18 protein-coding genes are annotated in these 20001 nt (G+C 35.9%); 13 read left to right on the top strand and 5 right to left on the bottom strand.

Annotated features, from left to right (window positions below; genetic code table 11):
- The first annotated feature begins 23 nt into the window (after nt 1-23).
- The 9 genes from GGR10_RS02335 (at nt 24) to GGR10_RS02295 (ending at nt 6503) form a co-directional block, all read left to right on the top strand.
- Nucleotides 24-617 (top strand): nicotinate-nucleotide adenylyltransferase, encoded by a 594-nt coding sequence (locus tag GGR10_RS02335; protein ID WP_182479720.1) that lies wholly within the window; start codon nt 24-26, stop codon nt 615-617.
- A 58-nt stretch (nt 618-675) separates the two neighbouring features.
- Nucleotides 676-1107: a ribosome silencing factor gene (gene rsfS, locus GGR10_RS02330; protein WP_182479719.1), complete on the top strand. Its 432-nt coding sequence runs from the start codon at nt 676-678 to the stop codon at nt 1105-1107.
- A 1-nt stretch (nt 1108) separates the two neighbouring features.
- Nucleotides 1109-1591, top strand: a complete 483-nt coding sequence (gene rlmH, locus GGR10_RS02325; RefSeq protein ID WP_078689459.1) for a 23S rRNA (pseudouridine(1915)-N(3))-methyltransferase RlmH — start codon at nt 1109-1111, stop codon at nt 1589-1591.
- 174 nt (nt 1592-1765) lie between these two features.
- Nucleotides 1766-2968 (top strand): murein hydrolase activator EnvC family protein, encoded by a 1203-nt coding sequence (locus tag GGR10_RS02320; protein ID WP_343038523.1) that lies wholly within the window; start codon nt 1766-1768, stop codon nt 2966-2968.
- Nucleotides 2958-4268, top strand: a complete 1311-nt coding sequence (locus GGR10_RS02315; RefSeq protein ID WP_010703408.1) for a S41 family peptidase — start codon at nt 2958-2960, stop codon at nt 4266-4268. The genes GGR10_RS02320 and GGR10_RS02315 overlap by 11 nt, the downstream gene beginning before the upstream one ends.
- 59 nt (nt 4269-4327) lie before the next feature.
- Nucleotides 4328-4849, top strand: coding sequence for an RNA pyrophosphohydrolase (locus GGR10_RS02310; RefSeq protein WP_182479717.1), 522 nt, complete (start codon nt 4328-4330; stop codon nt 4847-4849).
- A 106-nt stretch (nt 4850-4955) separates the two neighbouring features.
- Nucleotides 4956-5513, top strand: a complete 558-nt coding sequence (locus GGR10_RS02305; RefSeq protein WP_182479716.1) for an invasion associated locus B family protein — start codon at nt 4956-4958, stop codon at nt 5511-5513.
- A 339-nt stretch (nt 5514-5852) separates the two neighbouring features.
- Nucleotides 5853-6146 carry a YggT family protein gene (locus GGR10_RS02300; protein ID WP_182479715.1) on the top strand — a complete coding sequence of 98 codons (294 nt, stop codon included), beginning with the start codon at nt 5853-5855 and terminating at the stop codon, nt 6144-6146.
- Between the two features lie 30 nt (nt 6147-6176).
- Complete coding sequence (locus GGR10_RS02295; RefSeq protein WP_182479714.1) at nt 6177-6503, top strand: DUF167 domain-containing protein; 327 nt, start codon at nt 6177-6179, stop codon at nt 6501-6503.
- A gap of 55 nt (nt 6504-6558) precedes the next feature.
- Here the strand turns inward: GGR10_RS02295 and ppa are convergent, their stop codons facing one another.
- The 3 genes from ppa to mgtE form a co-directional block, all read right to left on the bottom strand.
- Entirely contained in the window at nt 6559-7089 is a 531-nt protein-coding gene (gene ppa, locus GGR10_RS02290) for an inorganic diphosphatase (protein WP_010703413.1), read from the bottom strand.
- Between the two features lie 66 nt (nt 7090-7155).
- On the bottom strand, nt 7156-8982 hold the full coding sequence (gene typA / locus GGR10_RS02285; protein ID WP_182479713.1) for a translational GTPase TypA: 1827 nt from the start codon (nt 8980-8982) through the stop codon (nt 7156-7158).
- Nucleotides 8983-9266: 284 nt separating this feature from the next.
- Entirely contained in the window at nt 9267-10643 is a 1377-nt protein-coding gene (gene mgtE, locus GGR10_RS02280) for a magnesium transporter (RefSeq protein WP_182479712.1), read from the bottom strand.
- A gap of 344 nt (nt 10644-10987) precedes the next feature.
- Between mgtE and GGR10_RS02275 the strand changes: the two genes are divergently transcribed.
- Nucleotides 10988-13012 carry a M3 family metallopeptidase gene (locus GGR10_RS02275; RefSeq protein ID WP_182479711.1) on the top strand — a complete coding sequence of 675 codons (2025 nt, stop codon included), beginning with the start codon at nt 10988-10990 and terminating at the stop codon, nt 13010-13012.
- 815 nt (nt 13013-13827) lie between these two features.
- On the opposite strand, the gene GGR10_RS02270 is transcribed toward GGR10_RS02275, so the two are convergent.
- Complete coding sequence (locus GGR10_RS02270) at nt 13828-15084, bottom strand: lytic murein transglycosylase (RefSeq protein WP_182479710.1); 1257 nt, start codon at nt 15082-15084, stop codon at nt 13828-13830.
- A 269-nt stretch (nt 15085-15353) separates the two neighbouring features.
- Between GGR10_RS02270 and galU the strand changes: the two genes are divergently transcribed.
- Together galU and GGR10_RS02260 are read left to right on the top strand one after the other, a co-directional pair.
- Nucleotides 15354-16238 carry a UTP--glucose-1-phosphate uridylyltransferase GalU gene (galU, locus tag GGR10_RS02265; RefSeq protein WP_182479709.1) on the top strand — a complete coding sequence of 295 codons (885 nt, stop codon included), beginning with the start codon at nt 15354-15356 and terminating at the stop codon, nt 16236-16238.
- A 45-nt stretch (nt 16239-16283) separates the two neighbouring features.
- Nucleotides 16284-17279, top strand: coding sequence for a KpsF/GutQ family sugar-phosphate isomerase (locus GGR10_RS02260; protein ID WP_182479708.1), 996 nt, complete (start codon nt 16284-16286; stop codon nt 17277-17279).
- A gap of 266 nt (nt 17280-17545) precedes the next feature.
- On the opposite strand, the gene omp10 is transcribed toward GGR10_RS02260, so the two are convergent.
- Nucleotides 17546-17920, bottom strand: a complete 375-nt coding sequence (gene omp10, locus GGR10_RS02255; RefSeq protein ID WP_182479707.1) for an outer membrane lipoprotein Omp10 — start codon at nt 17918-17920, stop codon at nt 17546-17548.
- A 266-nt stretch (nt 17921-18186) separates the two neighbouring features.
- Here omp10 and GGR10_RS02250 point away from each other — a divergent pair, with 266 nt between their 5' ends.
- Nucleotides 18187-19599 (top strand): sigma-54-dependent transcriptional regulator, encoded by a 1413-nt coding sequence (locus GGR10_RS02250; protein ID WP_182479706.1) that lies wholly within the window; start codon nt 18187-18189, stop codon nt 19597-19599.
- Nucleotides 19600-20001: the final 402 nt, after the last annotated feature.

The following is a 20001-nucleotide window of genomic DNA, read 5'->3' as shown; positions in this document are numbered from 1 at the left end:
ATCAATTCCGATGGGAAAATTGTATGCCACATATCGAAAGGTCGAGTGTTGTTGGCCTGTTTGGTGGTTCATTCAACCCACCACATGCTGGGCATATTCTTGTTGCGAAAACTGCAATTCGGCGTTTACGTCTTGATCAATTATGGTGGATGGTAACTCCAGGAAATCCTTTAAAAGATTGTACACAATTACCATCTGTACACGAAAGAATGCGACTAAGTTTTGAGCTTATTGATCATCCAAAGATTCGTGTCACTGGTTTTGAGAAGGAGATAGGCAGCACGATATCGGTGGAAACGATTACTCATATTCTTGCACACTATAGAGGGATACGTTTTGTATGGGTTATAGGTGCAGATACTTTAGCAACGTTTCATCATTGGCATCGGTGGCGTGATATTATATCTATGCTTCCTATTGCGATTGTTGATCGCCCTTCGGTACGTACGCCAGCACTTTCTTCTCCTATGGCACGAACTTACCGTTATTTTCGTTTGGATGAAAGAAAAAGCGCACTTTTACCTTTTATGTCGCCACCAGCTTGGACTTATTTACATGGACCTTTATCTTTTCAGAGTTCAACACAACTTCGTTTAAAAGAAAATAATTTTTCTTGAACATTTTATAAGATTCTGCAAATCTCTATAGTAAAATTCCTCTTTTTTTATATTTCGAATGATAAGAAAGGGTATCAACCTGGAAAACAACTCACAAAAACGCCATCATTTCGCGGAAGTACCGGTCCTTTTAGTATCTGATGGTCTTAAAATTATTCTCAATAGTTTAGAAAATGCAAAAGCAGAAGATATTGTTTCTATTGATATTCAGGGCAAATCATCTTTAGCTGATTATATAGTTATTGCTTCAGCGCGTTCGCAACGTCATGTGTCAGCTATTGCTGATCATTTGTTATCGACTTGGAAAGATAGTGGATATGGCAAGGCAAAAGTAGAAGGGCTTTCTACGGGTGATTGGGTATTAATTGATATGGGAGATATTATAGTCCATCTTTTTCGTCCAGAAGTTCGTGCTTTTTATAATTTAGAAAAAATATGGCTTGCTCCAAATTTAGACGATATAAAAACGATTGTCTTTGGAGACAATTGATATGCAAATTTCTATTTTTGCTGTTGGACGCATGAAAAAAGGAGCTGAGCAGACATTAACTCATCGTTATTTGGATCGTTTTTCGAAAAGTGCTGGAGTTGTTGGATTTCATTTTAAAAAAATGCAAGAAATATCGGAGAGTCGTGCTCAAACGGCGTGTCAGCGCATGGAAGAAGAAGGCGCAAAACTTTTTGAGGCTTTGCCCGAAAAGAGCCGATTAATTGTATTGGATGAACGTGGAAAATTAATTTCATCATTTGCTTTTGCTGAAAAGTTAGCGTTTTATCGTGACGAGGGTATTCGTGATTTAATAATCGCTTTAGGAGGGCCTGATGGACATAGTGAGCACGTTAGAAATCGCGCTGACTTTCTTTTATCTTTTGGTTTAATGACATGGCCACATCAAATTGCACGTATGTTACTTACAGAACAGCTTTATCGGGCTGTAACAATTATGAGTCATCATCCATATCATCGTTTCTAGCTTTTTGTGTGATTTTTAGCATCGATTATTCCAATTTATTAATATTGTTTTAGTTGACACCGTTTAAAGCGTTTTATTTGATATGATTGTGCTTAACAGTTAGGCAAATGAAGCAGATTCTTCATGAAAAAATGCAATATTTTATATAAGCCATACATGATGTTTATGGTACTGATGTTGAGTATAGGGTCTTACTCATCTGTATCGTGTGCTGAAGATAATGATAGTCGTGAAGCAGCGCGTAAAATGTTGATAGAAATTCGCCAAAATATTTCTGTATCACGTGAGCGTATTGCTTTTCTTGATCGTCAAGTTACTCGTTTAAAGAAAGATCAACGGACTTTAACTGATGAATTAATAAAAGTAGCTAAAGCAGAATATGATATAGAGCGTAATATTATTGAAAAAAAAGAAAAACTTGAGAAACTTATAAAGCAGCAGGCACAAGTACACAAAAATTTAAAAAACAGTCGTGCTGAATTTGCAGAAGTATTAGCTATTTTGGAACGAATAGGGTTAAATCCGCCTCCTGCTATTATGGTGCGGCCTGAGGATGTATTGGCTTCTATACGTAGTTCTGTGCTATTGGGGTCTGTCATTCCTAAGATGCAGGAAAAAACACTGGTTTTATCTGCTAATCTCAAGAAATTAACCGATTTGAGCAATTCCATTACTGCAGAATATACGGCTTTAAGAGATGAAATGCAAAATCAAGCTGAACAGCGAAAACATTTAGAGCTTTTATTAAATGAAAAAGCAAAATTACAAAAAAAATCGGAAAAAGAACTAATAGAACAACAACAAAAAAATAGTGTTCTTTCTAAAAAAGCTCAGTCTTTGGAAGAATTAATTTCACAGCTTGAGCATGAATCACAGTTTAGCGCGGATTCATCAACACAAATGCAGAAGAATATTCGATTATTAGAAAAGCTTAATTTTGAGCGTCAAAAAGGCTCTTTGCTTTTACCTGTATCTGGAAAAAAAATTCAGCGGTTTAATAGCGGTTCTCATGCTACGCGCTTTGGTGAAATAATTGAAACAGAACCAGCGGCTTTAGTAACAACCCCTACAAATGCTCTTGTTGCTTTTGCTGGAACATTCCGTTCTTATGGACAGATAATTATTCTCAATGTTGGAAGCGGTTATCATATCATCCTTGCTGGGATGGAAAAAATAAATGTAACTCAAGGACAATTTGTTTTTGCGGGTGAGCCTCTTGGGGTGATGAGTACACAATTTGTTGCAAGCACAGTTACATTAGATATAGGTAAAAATGCTCTAATGCTTTACATTGAATTTAGAAAAGATGGAAAACCTGTGAATCCAACTCCTTGGTGGCGGACTGAAGAATTGAAAAGGGACCAAAATGATTCGTAAAGTTGTTTTTTTAGTTGTTGGGGTGTTGCTCAGCGCCAGCTCTATGATTGTAGTACAATCTGTTTCTGCAAATAATGAAAATAATACTTATAAACAACTAGCTATATTTGGTGATATTTTTGAACGAGTGCGTGCCCAATATGTGACAGTTCCGGATGATAAAAAGCTTGTTGAAAATGCTATCAATGGTATGCTCTCATCGCTTGATCCACATTCGTCTTATATGGATGCTGAGAAAGCCAAAGACATGAGGGATTCTACTAAAGGGGAATTTGGTGGCCTTGGTATTGAGGTGACTATGGAGAAAAACTTAATAAAAGTTGTGTCTCCGATAGATGATACACCTGCTTCAAAAGCAGGTATTTTAGCAGGGGATGTCATTTCAAAGATTGATGGCAAAGAAACGAACGGTCAAACATTAAGTGAAGCTGTCAATAAAATGCGGGGTGCCGTTGGAACACCAATTACGCTGACAATTATTCGCTCTGGTGTTGATGAACCGTTAGAAATTAAGATTGTTCGTGATATCATAAAGGTAAAAGCAGTAAAATATCGTATTGAAAATGATATTGGTTATTTAAGACTCATTCAGTTTAGTGAACAAACTTTTGTTAATCTTAAAGCTGCAATTAAAGATATTCAGTCTAAAATTCCTCAAGATAATTTAAAAGGATATGTTCTTGATTTACGGCTTAATCCTGGTGGTTTATTAGATCAGGCTGTAAATGTTTCAGATGCTTTTCTCAATAAAGGTGAGATTGTATCAACACGTGGTCGTAAAAAAAGTGACGTAATGAGGTTTGATGCTAAACAAGGTGATATAATTAATGGGAAACCTCTTATTGTTCTCATTAATGGGGGTTCAGCTAGTGCCTCTGAAATTGTTGCAGGTGCTTTACAAGATCATCGTCGCGCTACAATTTTAGGAACACAATCTTTTGGTAAAGGATCTGTTCAAACTATTATTCCTTTGGGTGAAAATGGGGCTTTACGCTTAACAACAGCACTGTATTACACGCCATCTGGTACATCAATTCAAGGAACCGGAATCACTCCAGATATTATTGTAGAGCAGCCATTGCCTGAGAAATATAAGGGTTATAATGTAACGCTTGGTGAATCTGAATTAAAAGGGCATATTAAAGGGAAAAGGGAAAGTGATAAAGGGTCTGGTTCAGCTGCTTTTGTTCCAAAAGATCCTAAGGATGATGTTCAATTGAATCAAGCTTATAAACTTTTACGGGGTGAAATAGTGAATGCAGCATTTCCACCAGATCCTAATAAAGGTATTTTAAAGTAACAATAAATATTTATAATTCACACTTTTATATGGGTTGTGCTCTTTTGAGAGGTTATTCAATGGATACAATTGCAGATTTCAAAGTTCTTCCTTATCGGAAAGGCGTTGGAATGCTTGTATTTAATCATGAAGGTAAGGTTTGGATAGGGCGCCGTTTAATGACCTTTTCTTATGCAAACACTGATGTATCTAAACTTTGGCAGTTACCTCAAGGGGGGATTGATGAGGGCGAAAATCCACTAGATGCTGCACGACGTGAACTTTATGAAGAAACAGGTATCCGATCGATAAAGTTAATTAAAGAAGCGCAAGATTGGTTCTATTACGATTTTCCACAAGAACTTGTTGGGCACGTATTAGGCAGTAAATATCGTGGACAAACACAAAAATGGTTTGCTTTTCAGTTTATAGGAGAAAACTCTGAAATCGCAATTAATCCTCCACCTGACGGTAATAAAGCAGAGTTTAATCAGTGGAAATGGGTTAATCTAGAAGAACTTCCATCACTTGTTATTTCTTTTAAGAAACATGTCTATATGCAAGTTGTTAGTGAGTTTCGAAATAGTTTTAGATATTTATAAATGTATGATTACAAAAAGCTATTGTTTCATTGAAATACTTTAGTATCATATACCGCTATTAGAAGTAGTTGAAATGATTCTATTTATGTGAGGAACTGAGTATAAGATGAAAAAATTACTAAATTTCTTTGTAATTTCTGCGTTATTAAGTATTTCTCCTGTAGCATTTGCCCAGAATTCAAAGCCAATTGCTAAGCCTTCTGTAACTACGTTGCCAAATGGTGCTTCTTCGTTAACAGAGACGTATGATTTGTGGAGCGTTAACTGTGGTATACAGGAGGGAAAGAAAGTTTGTTTCATGCTCCGTCAGGAAGTTAATGACCAGAATCGTGTTGTAGTGGCTATGAATGTTATGCTCGAGGCTGATGATGTTGTGTCTGGAAATTTGACAGTTCCTTTTGGTATTTTAGTTTCTAAGCCCATTCGTTTACATGTAGATGATTCAAAAACTGTTATTGAAACCGGTATTCGGACTTGTGTGCCAGCAGGTTGTGTTGTTCCAATAATTTTTGATAAAAGTTTTGTAGCAGCTTTACGCAGTGGAAAGCAGCTGAAATTATCTATGACGGTTGCTGCTCCAGGCGAACCACCTTTAAATGATTTATTTGTTCAACTGAATGGTTTTGGTGATGCACTTAATCGTTTAATCGTCTTGCAGAAATAATTTTCTTCTCAAAGAGAAAACGGCCTTTTTAGGCCGTTTTTAATTTAAAAACAGTTTCTTATAGAAAAAAGAACTGAAGTTACTTGATTAGTTAAGTGGAAGGCAATTGGGCAGTTTTTGAGGCTTCTTTTCCATTTGATTTTGCTCCTATTTAAAACTGGCTATTATCTTATCTAATATTTGTTGTTTAGTTTATATGGTATGTGTTTAACGATTAAGCCTGCTTAATTATTCTTTTTTGTGAAAAAGGGCTTAATTGTAGAGCCGTTTTGATAGGTTTGTTGGTATGAATGCACTATATATGATCTTTTATTCTATTGGTTGGTAAAGGAATAAAGAATGATCTATGCATTGCTTCAAGTGATTGATCTCATTCTCAATATTTATGTTGCTATTTTGATAGCTAATGTTGTCTTTTCTTGGCTTTGTGCATTTAATATCGTAAACATGCGTAATCCCTTTGTTGCGATGATAGGGAATTTCCTTTATTGTGCTACAGAGCCAATTTTAGGACGTATCCGGTATTTTTTGCCAAATCTTGGAGCAATTGATATCTCACCTCTTATAGTATTTCTGATTATTTATTTTATTCGTATTTTTATGTGGCGAGCTTATGTAGGTTTATTCTTATAAATATGAGAATATTACACCAGATAGATAAAGATGCTGTACCGTATTGATTCCAGTGGCTTAGTTTTATTCGTGCGTTTAATTCCCAAAGCTTCAATGGATAGCATAGTAGGGGTTGAGAGTAGAGATGGTGAGACACAGCATTTAGTTATACGTCTTCGTACTGTTCCTGAAGATGGCAAGGCAAACAAAGCATTAATTAAATTTTTAGGAAGGCAATGGAAAATACCGCCTTCTTATATTTCTCTTAAAAGTGGTATGACATCACGTTATAAACAGCTTCGTTTTTCAGGATATGTAGAAGAACTTGAACAGAAACTGCAACTTATGAGCAATATACATTCACAAAAATATGAATGAAAGCTGTATAAGCCTGTTTGAACAACAGGCTTTGATTTATTAGAGTTAATCTATTCTATTCCTTTGTTGCGTTTGCGATAGCTTCCTTAATCAATTCACGTGCAAAGTTTTTGTCACGCCAACCTTCAATTTTAACCCATTTTTCAGGTTCGAGATCCTTATAATGCTTAAAGAAATGTTCAATCTGCTTTAATGTGATTTTTGGAAGATCCGTATAATCATGAACATCAACATATCGCTGCGTTAATTTTGGGGTGGGAACAGCAATGATTTTTTCATCTTTACCACCATCATCTTCCATAATTAGGGCCCCAATTGGGCAAACATTAATGACACAACCAGGCATGAGTGGACGGGTGTTACAAATAAGAACGTCAAGTGGATCACCATCTTCTGAAAGTGTATGTGGGATGAAGCCATAATTGCCGGGATAGACCATAGGTGTATAGAGAAAGCGATCAACAAATAATAATCCAGATTTTTTATCCATCTCATATTTTATTGGTTGGCTACCAACAGACACTTCGATGATAACATTAATATCTTCTGGTGGATTATTGCCAATAGGGATCTCTTTAATATTCATTGTAAATATCCTTTCCGGAGTGAAATCAAACCAAATGCACTAGAATATTTGGTTAAAAGAGTATGATCAGGTTGAAATTGGTGAACGTGTTTTTTCAAAGCGTTTACGTTCATTCGGGTCTAAATAAAGTTTACGTAGACGGATATTTTTAGGGGTTACTTCAACAAGTTCATCATCTTGTATCCACGATAATGCACGTTCTAATGTCATTTTAATTGGAGGGGTCAATTTTACAGCTTCATCTTTACCAGAAGCACGCATATTGGTTAGCTTTTTTCCTTTTAGAACATTCACTTCTAAGTCGTTATCGCGTGAATGGATGCCAATAATCATACCTTGATAGACTTTAGCACCAGCATTGATCACCATAGGTCCTCGATCTTCGAGGTTAAAAAGTGCATAAGCAACAGCTTCACCATTATCATTTGAAATCATCACGCCATTAGTACGGCCGCTGATATCTCCTTTATAAGGTTCATAAGAATGGAAGAGACGATTCATAATTGCTGTACCACGTGTATCGGTTAAAAGTTCTGATTGGTAACCAATAAGTCCACGAGTCGGTGCATGAAAGACAAGGCGTACACGATTACCACCAGATGGACGTAATTCAATCATGTCTCCTTTGCGCTCTGACATTTTTTGAACAACAGTTCCGGAATATTCTTCATCAACATCGATCACGACTTCTTCGATTGGTTCAAGAGTTATTCCATTTTCATCCTTCTGCATAACTACACGTGGGCGTGAAACACTGAGCTCGAATCCTTCTCTGCGCATATTTTCGATGAGCACTGCAAGTTGTAATTCCCCTCGTCCTGAAACATAGAAAGAATCTTTATCGGTTGATTCCTCAATTTTAAGGGCTACATTACCTTCCGCTTCTTTCAACAAACGATCACGGATAACGCGGCTTGTTACTTTATCTCCTTCAGTACCAGCAAGGGGGCTATCGTTCACCAAAAAACTCATAGTCACAGTGGGAGGGTCAATGGGTTGAGCAGTGAGTGGTTCATTGATGGTGGGGTCACAGAAAGTATCAGCAACAGTGCCTTTTTGTAGACCAGCAATTGCTACAATATCACCGGCAACGCTTTCTTCAATTGGTTGTCGTTCCAGCCCACGAAATGCCAAAATTTTTGAAATACGTCCAGTTTCTAAAAGCGTTCCATTTTGTCCAAGAACCTTAACGCTTTGATTAGGTTTAATAGAACCAGAATGAATTCGACCTGTGATGATTCGGCCTAAAAATGGATCTGCTTCCAGAATAGTGCCAATCATACGAAACGGTCCTTCTGCCACAGTAGGTTCAGGCACATGGCGGATCACAAGATCAAATAAGGAACTCAGTCCTTGATCTTTTGGTCCTTCAGAAGTTTCAGCCATCCATCCATCGCGGCCTGATCCATAAAGAATAGGAAAATCAAGCTGTTCATCAGTTGCATTAAGAGCTACAAAAAGGTCGAAAACTTCATTAATGACTTCATCAGCGCGTGCATCAGATCGATCAATTTTATTGATAACAACAATAGGGCGTAATCCTACTTTCAATGCTTTCCCAACGACAAATTTAGTTTGCGGCATAGGACCTTCAGCTGCATCAACAAGCAAAATTGCCCCATCTACCATATTGAGAATACGCTCAACTTCTCCACCAAAATCAGCATGACCAGGGGTATCAACAATATTAATTCGGGTATCTTTCCAAACAACTGATGTAGCTTTTGCCAGTATTGTAATACCGCGTTCTTTTTCAATATCATTTGAATCCATCATACGCTCACTGGTGCGCTGATTATCGCGGAAATTTCCTGATTGTTTGAGAAGCTCGTCCACAAGTGTTGTTTTTCCGTGGTCGACATGGGCAATAATGGCAATATTACGCAATTGCATAAATTTTCTTCTTTTCGTTTAATGAAATTTCATTTCAGGCAAAGTTTTTGTATTTTTAACTTTGCAGTTTGAAGCCTTTTACAGTTTTTTTTATACTTTTGGAAGAGGAGAACTGTTTTTATAAAGAAGTAGTTGAGAAGATTTCTACAATTTTAAGCGAAAATGCCCAAAAACACCTTTTTATAAGATGGGCATTTTATAGCATGTATAAAGAATAAATAACACAATCTAATTACGTCATAAAAGAGCTTTTAGGTTGTTTTGAATATGTTTTTTCTTCTTATTTAAAGTAAAATTCCAGATAAAATAAGAGAAGCAACAGAAAAATAGATTACAATACCTGTAACATCTACTAAAGTTGCTACTAAGGGAGCTGAAGCACTTGCTGGATCAAATTTTAAACGTTTAAGAATAAAAGGCAACATGGAACCAGACAAGGAACCGAATGTGACGATTCCAACCAAAGTTGCACCCACTGTTATAGCAATGAAAATCCAATGTTCACCGTAGTTATAGATGCCCAGTTGTTGCCAGATAATAATGCGCATTATTCCAATAATTCCAAGTAAAAGGCCAAGAGACATTCCTGCTGGGATCTCGCGAAGGATGACTCTCCACCAGTCTTTAAGTGTAAGTTCACGTAAAGCTAATGCACGAAGAATAAGTGATGTTGCTTGTGAGCCAGAGTTTCCTCCTGAACTCATAATAAGGGGAATGAATAGTGTAAGGGTGATAACTTTTTCAATCTCTGCTTCGAAATATTGCATAGCGCTGGCTGTTAACATTTCACCAAGAAAAAGCAGAGCTAGCCAGCCACCACGTTTTTTCATCATTCCAAGAAAATTTATCTGCATATAGGGTTTATCTAGAGCTTCCATACCCCCAAATTTATAAGCATCTTCACTCATTTCATCAACCATAGTATCAAGCACATCATCAACTGTTACAATACCAATAACATGGTTACTGTCATCAATAACTGGTACAGAGAGAAGATCATGGCGTTGGAAAAGACGAGCGATATCTTCATGATCTGTAAAGGGTGATATTGTAATAGGTGTGTCATGTGTAGAGACGTTGAGAATTTGATCATCAGGTGAGGCAAGAATAAGATTTCGTAACGAAACAGCTTTGAGAAGTGCACCTGTTTTGGGGTCAATAACATAGCTTGTGTAAACTGTTTCACGTGTTCGTTCAACGTCACGAATGTGATCTAGAGTTTTTTTAACAGTCCAGTCTGCTGGGATAGCAATAAACTCGGTTGTCATTAATGCACCAGCTGTATGGTTGGGATAACTGGTGAGTTTTTTAAGTTCGGTTCGAGTTAAGGGTTTCAACAAGGCGTAAAGCCGTGTACGGGTCTTTCTATCCATTTCTTGAAAGACGTCTGCAGCAGCATCTGCGGACATACCCTCAAGAATTTCAACAGAACGATTAGTAGGTAGAAGTTCAAGAATAGCTGCTGGTTGTTCGAGTTCTGGTTTATCAAAGAGCTCAATAGCATAATCAAGAGGTAAAAGACTAAAAACGGTCACGCGTTCCATAATATCTAGATCGTTGATTATATCAATTGAATCAGCAAAATGACGGTTTTTTAATTCTTCAGCGAGAGTTTCAGGAGAAAGGTTTTTAAAGTCGAAGGTTGTGTTTATTTCAGTCATGGTAAAGCGCCTTCCAAAATTATAAGATTCAGGTATATGGATAGGATCAATCAAAGTGATAGAAAACTTAGAAACATCTCTCTGAATTGTTTTTGAGATTGTGAATATTTAAAATAAAGTCAAGGATAGATCACAATCTATAAACAATTTCATTTTTCAAATAAATGGAGCTTGTTCGTTTTTATGTATCCTATAATAAAATAGTTTTTTGCTTTTTTATTTTTTCTATCGAAATATTGGATTTAAAAATTTGTTTTAGAGCATACTCGATAATTCTTCCAAGATAGTTTGTATACTGAAAGTAATCATTTTGTTTTAAAGCATATAGTGGAGGCATAGATATTATGACAAAAACAGCAGTTTTAGATTGGAACGGATTTTCAGGACTTCCCGATTTTGCCTCAATAAGTGACGATGATTTTAAACCCGCTTTTGAACAAGCTCTTAAAGAAGCCGAAGAAGAAATAGAGGCAATTGCATCTGTGGAAGAGCCTCCAACACTTGAGAATTTTTTGCAGCCTTTTGAGCTTTCTGGCAAGGCACTTGATCGTATATGTTCAATATTTTTCTTACGTTCAGGCGCGCATAGCAATGTGTTGATTCAGAAGTTAGAGCAAGAATTTACTGTACAACTATCTCGTTATTTTTCAAAAATTATGATGGATGCGAGGATATTTGTAAAGATGGATACACTGTATGTACAGTCGCAACGGGGTATGTATAACAGTGAAACGAAGCGCGTAATTGAATTATGGTGGAAAAAGTTTGTTCGTAACGGTGCAAAACTTGATGTACAAGGTAAGAAACGTCTTGTCGAAATCAATGAAAAACTGGCTCTTTTAGGCACTACTTTTGGTCAACATGTATTGAAAGATGAAGCTGAATGGATTTTGTTTTTAGAACAAACGGATTTATCTGGCTTACCTGATGATCTTATTGCTTCAATGAAGGAAATTGCTTGCGAAAAAGGTCGTGAAGGATTTTATGCATTAACATTAGCACGTTCGATTGTTGAACCTTTTTTAAAATTATCTAATCGCCGTGATTTGCGTGAGATAGCATTTCAAGCTTGGTCTAAACGTGGTGAAAATAATGATGATAATGATAATCGAGCGATTATTGTAGAAATGATCACGCTTCGGAATGAAAAAGCCAAATTGCTGGGATATGAATCTTTTGCAGATTTAAAACTTGATAATACCATGGCCAAGAGTGTTAATTCAGTTATGAATTTGCTCATGCCTATATGGGAACGAGCAAAAGTTAGAGCTGTTACTGAACAGACTGAATTACAAAATTTAGCAAAAAATCTAGGGAGCAATGAACCTTTAGCAGCTTGGGATTGGCGTTATTATGCTGAAAAATTACGTGCTGAAAAATTTTCTTTTAATGAATCTGAGGTTAAACAATATTTTCAACTAGATCGTATGATTGAAGCGGCTTTTGCAGTGGCAAAGAAGCTCTTTGGAATTTCATTTGAAGAAAAAACAGCTATTGCACTTTGGCATCCTGATGTGCGTTTATGGGAAGTTAAACATTCTGATGGTAGTTTACTTGGGCATTTTATTGGCGATTATTTCGCACGTTCTTCAAAACGATCTGGCGCATGGATGAGTCAACTGCAGTCGCAGCATAAATTGAATGGTGGACAAAAACCGATTATTTATAATATCTGCAATTTTGCAAAGCCTCCTAAAGGGGATGCTGCTCTTTTGTCGCTAGATGATGCGCGTACACTTTTCCATGAATTTGGACACGCGTTACATGGTTTGCTTTCTGATGTAACATGGCCATCCGTGGCAGGAACATCGGTTTCGCGTGATTTTGTTGAACTTCCTTCTCAACTTTATGAGCATTGGTTGACTGTGTCAGAGGTGCTAAAATCTTATGCTACGCATGCAAAAACAGGTATTCCCATGCCACAAACTTTGCTGGATAAGATTATGTCAGCACAGACATTTAATGCTGGCTTTTGTGCTGTTGAGTATATTTCATCGGCTTTAATAGATATTGCTTTTCATAAAGGAGTAATAGTTTCTGATCCAATATTGTTTGAATATAAGGAATTAGAAAAGTTAGAAATGCTTGACACAATTATTATGCGCCATCGTCCTCCACATTTTACACATGTGTTTTCAGGTGATAGTTATGCTGCTGGTTATTATTCTTATATGTGGTCAGAAGTACTTGATGCTGATGCATTTCAAGCTTTTGAGGAAACTGGTGATGTTTTTAACCCAGAACTTGCTAGCCAATTGAAGCGTTTTATTTATTCTTCTGGAGGTAGTTGTGATCCAGAAGAGCTTTATAAAGCTTTTCGGGGAAGGTTACCTTCACCAGAAGCGATGATCAAAAAACGAGGGCTGTAAATCATACATAATACGAGATAGTCCATACCGATTTTTTATATTTTAGGTGTTTAGGTTATGTGCAATTTTAAATGTATTTATGACAGTATAATGAAAAATTAGAGTTGATATTTTTAACGAGTTTATAGGGAAAATTGTCAGCTTAACTTACTTAGTAGCTATTTACGTAATTTGTATTTTATGAGGTTCTAATTTATTTTGTTGAGTAAATAGCTATTTTGTACCACCTCATAAAGAAATTGTGGGTAATTTGTACTCAAGATTGTAAATTTAGCTTTTTCTTATAGCTTGAATAAAAGGCTTTGTTTGTTAATAAAATCGTTTCAAATATAGACAAAATATTCTCCCTATACTTCTAGAATTTTCATATAGAATACGTAAAAATTTGTTTTTCGTCGTTCAAGGGCAGGTTAGTCTCTATCCATGTTCATAATTTTCTAGGATTATGAAAGTTTTTATCAATTTTGATAGTTCTTTACTCATAGAAGTTTATTCATTTTGGCTAAATAATTGCTAAGAATACTATTGGATATCGTGATTGATTTTACTTCACACTTATCACCATAAAATATGCCTGGCTTATTTTTTCAATGAATTAAAAATATGATTTTTCCAAGAATAATAATCAATCGAAATGAAGCTGGAAGTAGGCATTACAATTTTATGGTGACTGTATTTGTTTTCTACATGCATACACAATTCAAAAAAGTTTTACATTTTAGTTGAAATGAGCTTTGTCATTGTAAAAGCAAACGTCAAAAAAAGAAAGTAAATCAAATATATTGAGTAGAAATGGTATGACTGTCTATTCTAGATCATTGTTTTCTGAGAAGAGAGAGAACTTGATAACTTGGGTATCCATTAGCTTCTAAGCCATGGCGCAGTTGAAAAGATTTAATGGCTTGTTTGGAAGCTGTACCAATTTTACCGTCAATTTCTCCTTTATAATCTCCAAGTGCAGCTAAGCGAGATTGCAGCTCTAAACGTTCTTGGAAAGTAATAGGTTTGAATGGTCGGTTCCAATCTTGCACTAATCCAGGGTGTCCAGCGATACGATTAGCAAGGAGAGCAACGGCAAAAGCATAACGATCTGCATTATTGTAACGTTTAATAACAAAGAAATTTTTTGTTACCAAAAATATAGGTCCCTCTGGCCCATCGGGAAATTTCAATATTGCAAGTTGAGAAGAAGAAGGAAAAGGTTGCCCGTGGGCATGGCGAACACCTAGCTTTGCCCATTGTTCAAAGGAAAGCCAATCTTCAGGGAGTTTTTTTCGATGTGGCAGTTTAACTTCAACACCCCAAGGGAGGTCAGATTGCCACCCATTCATGTGAAGAAGATTAGCAGCGGTAGCAAGTGCATCTGGAATTGATGTCCAAATATTACAGCGTCCATCTCCGTCCATGTCAACACCATAGGCAAGATAACTCGTTGGGATAAATTGGGTGTGCCCTAATGCACCGGCCCAAGATCCAATGAGTTGAGAACGATGAATGCCACTGCTTTGTAAAATTTTCATTGCAGCAATAAGTTGTGTGTGCGCATATTTTTTACGTTTTTGATCTGCGTAAGCTAAAGTTGCAAGTGAACGGATGACGTCATGCATCACATTTTTGTTTTGCAAAACTTTTCCATAGCTACTTTCTATAGACCAAATAGCAAGGAGAATATTGCGGTTAACACCGAAACGTTTTTCAATTTTGGAAAGCCATGGTTCCCATTTTTGGGCGTGGCGCTGTCCTTCCACAATGGCGATATTATGGACACGATTGTCAAAATAGTTCCATGGGGAATCAATAAATTCTGGTTGATATGCCGCTTTTTGTAAAACTGCCGGGTCAATTGTTTCAACAGTTTTAAAAGCCATATCAAATGTAGTTGATGAGATATTGTTGGCTAAAGCTATTTTTTTAAATTCGTTAATCCAGCTTTTAAAATCACGCTCAGTGTGTGCAAATGAAAAAAAAGGCGTTGAAAGAGCCAAAAGAGTAGAGATTACACCAATGATAAAAGCTCTGTGATTTATTAATTTCTTTGAAGAAGAAAATAGATTCAGTGTTATTGGTTTCATCTTTTTATTACTGCCGATTTTAGAACACTTTAGTGTGAAGTAAGTTCGTTTTTTGTATTTAGTTTGTAAAGTATACTACCCAGCTAAATCGAAAAACTTTGAAAAAGTATGCTGATATTTAACTATTCGTGTCTTTTATTATAACTAATTTTTATGATAATCCAACCAAAACAGTGAAGCATCTTTTTAGCATTTTAGTTAAAACACGGTGATACATTAAATCAGAAAGCTATATAGTAAACGCTATATTCATAATCAGGAGAATAAGTGTGCGTAAAATCCGGAAGGCAGTATTTCCCGTAGCAGGCCTTGGTACTCGTTTTCTTCCAGCAACGAAAACAGTTCCTAAGGAAATGCTGACTGTTGTTGATAAACCTATTATTCAATATGTTGTAGATGAAGCACGTGAAGCGGGCATTGAGCATCTTATTTTTGTTACTGGACGCAATAAAGCAGTGATTGAAGATTATTTTGATGCGCAAGTTGAATTATATACAGTACTTACTGAACGTGGCAAAAAAGAAGAACTTAAGCATTTACAAGATTTGCAGCCGCAACCTGGCATGACTTCTTTTACTCGGCAGCAACAATCTTTGGGTCTTGGGCATGCTCTCTGGTGTGCACGTGAGTTAGTTGGCAAGGAACCTTTTGCTTTATTATTACCAGATATGTTGATACAGGCTAAAAAGAATTGCCTTTCTGAAATGATCTACCTTTATGAAAAAACGGGTGGAGGAAATATTATTTCTGTTCAAGAATGTAAACTTGAAGACGTTCACAAATATGGTATTGTCGGTAGGGGTAAGCAAATTGCAAATGGTTTTGAAATCACAAAAATGGTAGAGAAACCAGAAAAAGAAACGGCTCCATCTAATTTATACATTAATGGACGTTATATTTTACAACCAGAAATTTTTGATATTCTTTCCAATCAAGAACGAGGGGCAGAAAATGAAATTCAGTTGACAGATGCTATGGTGCGGCTTTCAAATGAGCAAGCTTTTTTTGGTTTCCAATTAGATGGGTATACTTTTGATTGTGGCTCTACAACGGGTTTTATTGAAGCCAATGTTGCGTTTGCTTTAGCGCGTGCTGATATGCATCAGCATGTTTCTGTTTCATTGAAAAACTTACTTGAAACGATAAAAGCTTAAAAATTATATAGATCTCTGTTTTGATTTCATTTATCAAACTTAGTTATGATGATAGGGTCTTCTAATATGTTGGCTTTACAAGGTGCAATTACATCGGCACTTAAAACTATTTCTCGCGAAAAACAAGGGCTTGAAGCTCTTGAGAAAGCTCTTTCAAGCTATCTTTCAGATTCTTTTAAAAAAGCTGTTCAAACCATTAGTAATGCCCAGGGTCATGTGGTGATTACTGGTCTTGGTAAGAGTGGTCATATAGGAACAAAAATTGCTGCGACTTTAGCCTCAACGGGGACGCCTGCCTTTTTTGTGCACGCAGCAGAGGCTAATCATGGTGACCTTGGTATGATTAGTTCTGATGATGTTATTCTTGCTTTGTCATGGTCAGGTGAAACTATGGAATTAAGCGGCATTATAAACCATGCTGCGCGTTTTCGTATCCCACTTATTGCAATGACATCTGGCGAGCACTCTGTATTAGGGCGAAAAGCTGATATTGTATTATTATTACCAAAGGTAGAAGAGGCTTGTCCTCATGGACTTGCTCCGACAACTTCCACAGTTATGCAACTGGCAATGGGTGATGCATTAGCTGTTGCTCTTTTAGAAAGGCATGACTTTAGCGCAACAGATTTTAAAATTTATCATCCTGGTGGTTCGCTTGGTGCAAACTTTAAATATGTACGCGATATTATGCATCAAGGTGATAGTCTTCCTTTGATTATACAGGGTGCACCTATGACTGAAGCTGTAAATATTTTGGTTGAAAAACATTTTGGTTGTGTTGGTGTTATAAACCAAAAAGGTGAGTTAATTGGAATTGTAACAGATGGCGATCTTGCGCGTAATATTCACTGTGATTTATCAAAATTCAATGTTGATGAGGTAATGACAAAGGATCCTAAAATTGTAAACCCAGATACACTCGTTGGTGCTGCGACAGCTTTTATTAATGATCATCAGATTGGTGCTTTTTTTGTCATTGAAGATAAAAAACCCGTAGGGATTGTTCATTTTCATGATCTTTTGCGTATTGGTGCTGTTTGAGTTAATAGGTGCCGATATCAGGTAAGATTTTAATGTGCAAATTAAGGTGAATTCAATAATAACAGAAGCAATTTTAAATATAAAATTACTTCTGTTAAGATATCGTTGTCAAAGGACTATTGTTTACATATCTTAAGGTTGTACAGCAAGTTTATCAGCGAAATAACGTGTTAATGTTTACATTAATTCTAAAGCTCTATTAGGAAGAGGAATTACAATTTCTTATGAGTTTGTTTTGTAAATTTAAATAAAATTTTGACTTTCATTTAAATTTGACGGTTGAGAAAAAATTGTGATCCAGTACTTGATGTGCAGAAAAGCTGCATTGTGTCATTTGATAATCTACAATCAGCCCTAGATATAGTTCCACGGAGAATTGAGCGTATTTCAATTTCTACATGTTGGGCATTGACGTAATTGTAAGTGCCTTCTGATAATTTTTCTTTTGTGTCTGCTGCTCGTGTTTCAAAAGTGCCATTGCGGAAAGAAGAAATAATACCGTTTTTATCAATCCATTCACCATCAATTCCAGTTGGTATATTTTCTACAGTTGGGTGTTGCCCATAATGGTGTGGAAGGCTACAGGCTCCTATAGCCAAAACAGTAATTGTAAGCCATAAAATGCGGCAGATATGTTGCATTTGTTTCACTCTATTTATTTTATGTTGCTTTTCAATTGTTTATAATAAACTTAAGATTATTATTATTAAGTTACTTTATTAATTAATATTGAGGTTTTTGCTGAAAAATAATGAAAAAGCAAAAAATTGGAAAAAATATCTTAATGTTGTTAATTATTGAAATAATAAATTTAACACGCGCGATACAAAAGGTAAAATATTTTTTATGATTTACATAATTCTCAATATTAATATTGTTTAGTAGTCTCAAAGGAGATTATTAAATTATGGTTGGCCCTATTCTTGTTGCGAGTGAAGACCACGGAAAGCGTATAGAGTTTTCTACTATGCTCCGAGATCTTGGTTATCGTGTCATTGAAGCAGAAAATAGCTTACGTACGATTGATCTTTTACATAGACGTAAAAATGTCATGCTTGCATTGCTTGATGTTGTTATGAGTGATTTAAGTATAAGTGATTTGATTACGACAATTAGAGCTGCTGGAGTCTCTGTTCCTGTTATTGTTATAGCAAAGCAAGATAATCAAGAATCACTTCAAAAAGCTTTAAGAGCTGGAGCTATTGATTATTGGATTTATCCGGTTACACCACTACGATTGAGAATTACATTGAATAATCTTTCACGTACTTCTGCGTTAGAACGTGAAGTTTATTATATCCAACGACGAAATAAAAATTATTTACGATTTTCTGATCTCTATACAAAAAGCAGTGTCATGCAAGCGATTTTAGAACAATCGAAAAGTGCAGCTATTTCCCCACAGAATCTTTTGATAAAAGGTGAAATAGGAACTGGTCGTGAAACGTTAGCACGCATTATTCACTGTGAAAGCTTATTTTCAAAAGGGCCTTTTGTTCGTTTCCAATGTTCACCTGTTGTTGATCCAGAGCAAGAAAAACACATATGGTTTAAAGAATTTTTACCACTAGTTTCTTCTCTTGAAAAGGGAACTCTTTGTCTTTGTGATATTGATCGACTCGAGCCCATACAACAAAAACGTTTTGCACATTATCTTAAAGAGAGAGAAGAGGCTATAAAGAATGAACAGCCTCCTTTTCGCATTATTGCCATATCAACATCACAACTTGAGGATCTAGTTAAAGATGATGTTTTTTTTCATGGTTTATTTGAACAGTTTTCCCAATTATGTATCAATGTTCCCACTTTGCGAGAATTGAGAGATGATCTTCCAGAAATTTCTCAGCGCTTGATTGATCATATCATCACTGAAACAGGACGATCACATATACATGGTTTGTCGGGGTCAGCTATTTCATTACTTATGCAATATGATTGGCCTGGTAACCATAGTGAACTTGAAAATTTATTATTTCGCGCAGTTTTACTCAGTGAAGGACCTTTGTTAACTGTTCGCGATTTTCCACAATTAATGGGAAGTTCATTACTTGGTGTTCCAAGTATTATGTATAATCATGTTCAAGAGCATTCTGAAAAAAAGTCTATACAATTTTTAAATTCTGAAGGACATGTCCGTACCTTTGCGGATATGGAGCGCGATATTATTGAAAAGGCAGTTAAACATTATAAGAGACGTATGAGTGAGGTTTCTCGCCGTCTTTGTATAGGGCGTTCTACACTTTATCGTAAAATAGAAGAATACGAGGGTGACAAACAGTCAAAAATAGAAGGAAAATCTATAATAGATTTCCATTCATAAGAATTACTGCTTTTAATAGTAATAATATGAAGATTTCTGTCTTTTCTAAAGTACCGTTTACGATATAACTGACTAAATTTGAAGTGGTTTTTCAATCAATGTTTTTGTTTTAACTTAATAAATATGAAATTTTATTTGAGGGTATTCTCATTAGCTTTATTGCTTAAGGCTTGTGGTATTAAAGTTAAGACTGCATTTACAATAATAAACAGACATTTCATGCTCTCGCGCATCGGACGCAGAATTTTAGAATCACTGATGGGGTAAGTTAGGTTATATTTTTTCAAGTAAATAATAAAGATTCTACTTTATTGTATTAATTGAATGATAAGAACGTTGATTTTAGTGTTAGAGTACGTATTTATGAGTGTGCAATAGCTTTTAAAGTAGAAAGTGTATCAC

The organism is Bartonella chomelii (assembly GCF_014138465.1).
Lineage (GTDB): Bacteria > Pseudomonadota > Alphaproteobacteria > Rhizobiales > Rhizobiaceae > Bartonella > Bartonella schoenbuchensis.
Note: the sequence above shows the minus strand (reverse complement) of the source record. Positions and strands in the feature narration are given on the sequence as shown.

Coding starts and splice junctions, on each gene's coding strand:
- GGR10_RS02335 (WP_182479720.1), top strand. CDS start 24: ATGCCACATATCGAAAGGTCGAGTGTTGTTGGCCTGTTTGGTGGTTCA.
- rsfS (WP_182479719.1), top strand. CDS start 676: ATGATAAGAAAGGGTATCAACCTGGAAAACAACTCACAAAAACGCCAT.
- rlmH (WP_078689459.1), top strand. CDS start 1,109: ATGCAAATTTCTATTTTTGCTGTTGGACGCATGAAAAAAGGAGCTGAG.
- GGR10_RS02320 (WP_343038523.1), top strand. CDS start 1,766: ATGTTGAGTATAGGGTCTTACTCATCTGTATCGTGTGCTGAAGATAAT.
- GGR10_RS02315 (WP_010703408.1), top strand. CDS start 2,958: ATGATTCGTAAAGTTGTTTTTTTAGTTGTTGGGGTGTTGCTCAGCGCC.
- GGR10_RS02310 (WP_182479717.1), top strand. CDS start 4,328: ATGGATACAATTGCAGATTTCAAAGTTCTTCCTTATCGGAAAGGCGTT.
- GGR10_RS02305 (WP_182479716.1), top strand. CDS start 4,956: ATGAAAAAATTACTAAATTTCTTTGTAATTTCTGCGTTATTAAGTATT.
- GGR10_RS02300 (WP_182479715.1), top strand. CDS start 5,853: ATGATCTATGCATTGCTTCAAGTGATTGATCTCATTCTCAATATTTAT.
- GGR10_RS02295 (WP_182479714.1), top strand. CDS start 6,177: ATGCTGTACCGTATTGATTCCAGTGGCTTAGTTTTATTCGTGCGTTTA.
- ppa (WP_010703413.1), bottom strand. CDS start 7,089: ATGAATATTAAAGAGATCCCTATTGGCAATAATCCACCAGAAGATATT.
- typA (WP_182479713.1), bottom strand. CDS start 8,982: ATGCAATTGCGTAATATTGCCATTATTGCCCATGTCGACCACGGAAAA.
- mgtE (WP_182479712.1), bottom strand. CDS start 10,643: ATGACTGAAATAAACACAACCTTCGACTTTAAAAACCTTTCTCCTGAA.
- GGR10_RS02275 (WP_182479711.1), top strand. CDS start 10,988: ATGACAAAAACAGCAGTTTTAGATTGGAACGGATTTTCAGGACTTCCC.
- GGR10_RS02270 (WP_182479710.1), bottom strand. CDS start 15,084: ATGAAACCAATAACACTGAATCTATTTTCTTCTTCAAAGAAATTAATA.
- GGR10_RS02260 (WP_182479708.1), top strand. CDS start 16,284: ATGATGATAGGGTCTTCTAATATGTTGGCTTTACAAGGTGCAATTACA.
- omp10 (WP_182479707.1), bottom strand. CDS start 17,920: ATGCAACATATCTGCCGCATTTTATGGCTTACAATTACTGTTTTGGCT.
- GGR10_RS02250 (WP_182479706.1), top strand. CDS start 18,187: ATGGTTGGCCCTATTCTTGTTGCGAGTGAAGACCACGGAAAGCGTATA.